This is a genomic window from Streptomyces sp. NRRL F-5727 (assembly GCF_000719555.1).
Taxonomy (GTDB): Bacteria; Actinomycetota; Actinomycetes; order Streptomycetales; family Streptomycetaceae; genus Streptomyces.
On the sequence record NZ_JOGX01000161.1, the window covers coordinates 1 to 417 of the forward strand.

The 417-nt window shown below is 71.0% G+C and carries 1 protein-coding gene; it reads left to right on the top strand.

Annotation, left to right across the window (positions count from 1 at the left end; translation table 11 throughout):
* Positions 1-417, top strand: a 417-nt coding sequence (locus IF73_RS0137165) for a methylenetetrahydrofolate reductase (RefSeq protein ID WP_031015984.1), incomplete at both ends; no start/stop codon positions are given.

The following is a 417-nucleotide window of genomic DNA, read 5'->3' on the forward strand; positions in this document are numbered from 1 at the left end:
GCGATCATCGGCGCCTACGCCGACGCCGGCGTCCGCGACGTCCTGGTGCTGCGCGGCGACCCCCCGGGCGACCCACGCGGAACATGGACCCCGCACCCGCAGGGCTTCACATACGCCTATGAACTCGTCGAGCTGGTGCGCTCGTTGGGCGAGTTCCGGATCGGCGTGGCGGCCTTTCCGGAGGGTCATCCGAGGTCCTTCGACGCGCGCAGCGACCTCGCGCACTTCGTCGCCAAGTGCCGGGCGGGGGCGGACTACGCGATCACGCAGATGTTCTTCGACCCGGAGGACTATCTACGGCTGCGGGACCGGGTCGCGGCCGCCGGCTGCGACACCCCGATCATCCCGGAGATCATGCCGGCCACCGACGTCCGCCAGATCCGCCGCTTCGCCGAACTGTCCACCGCCGCCTTCCCC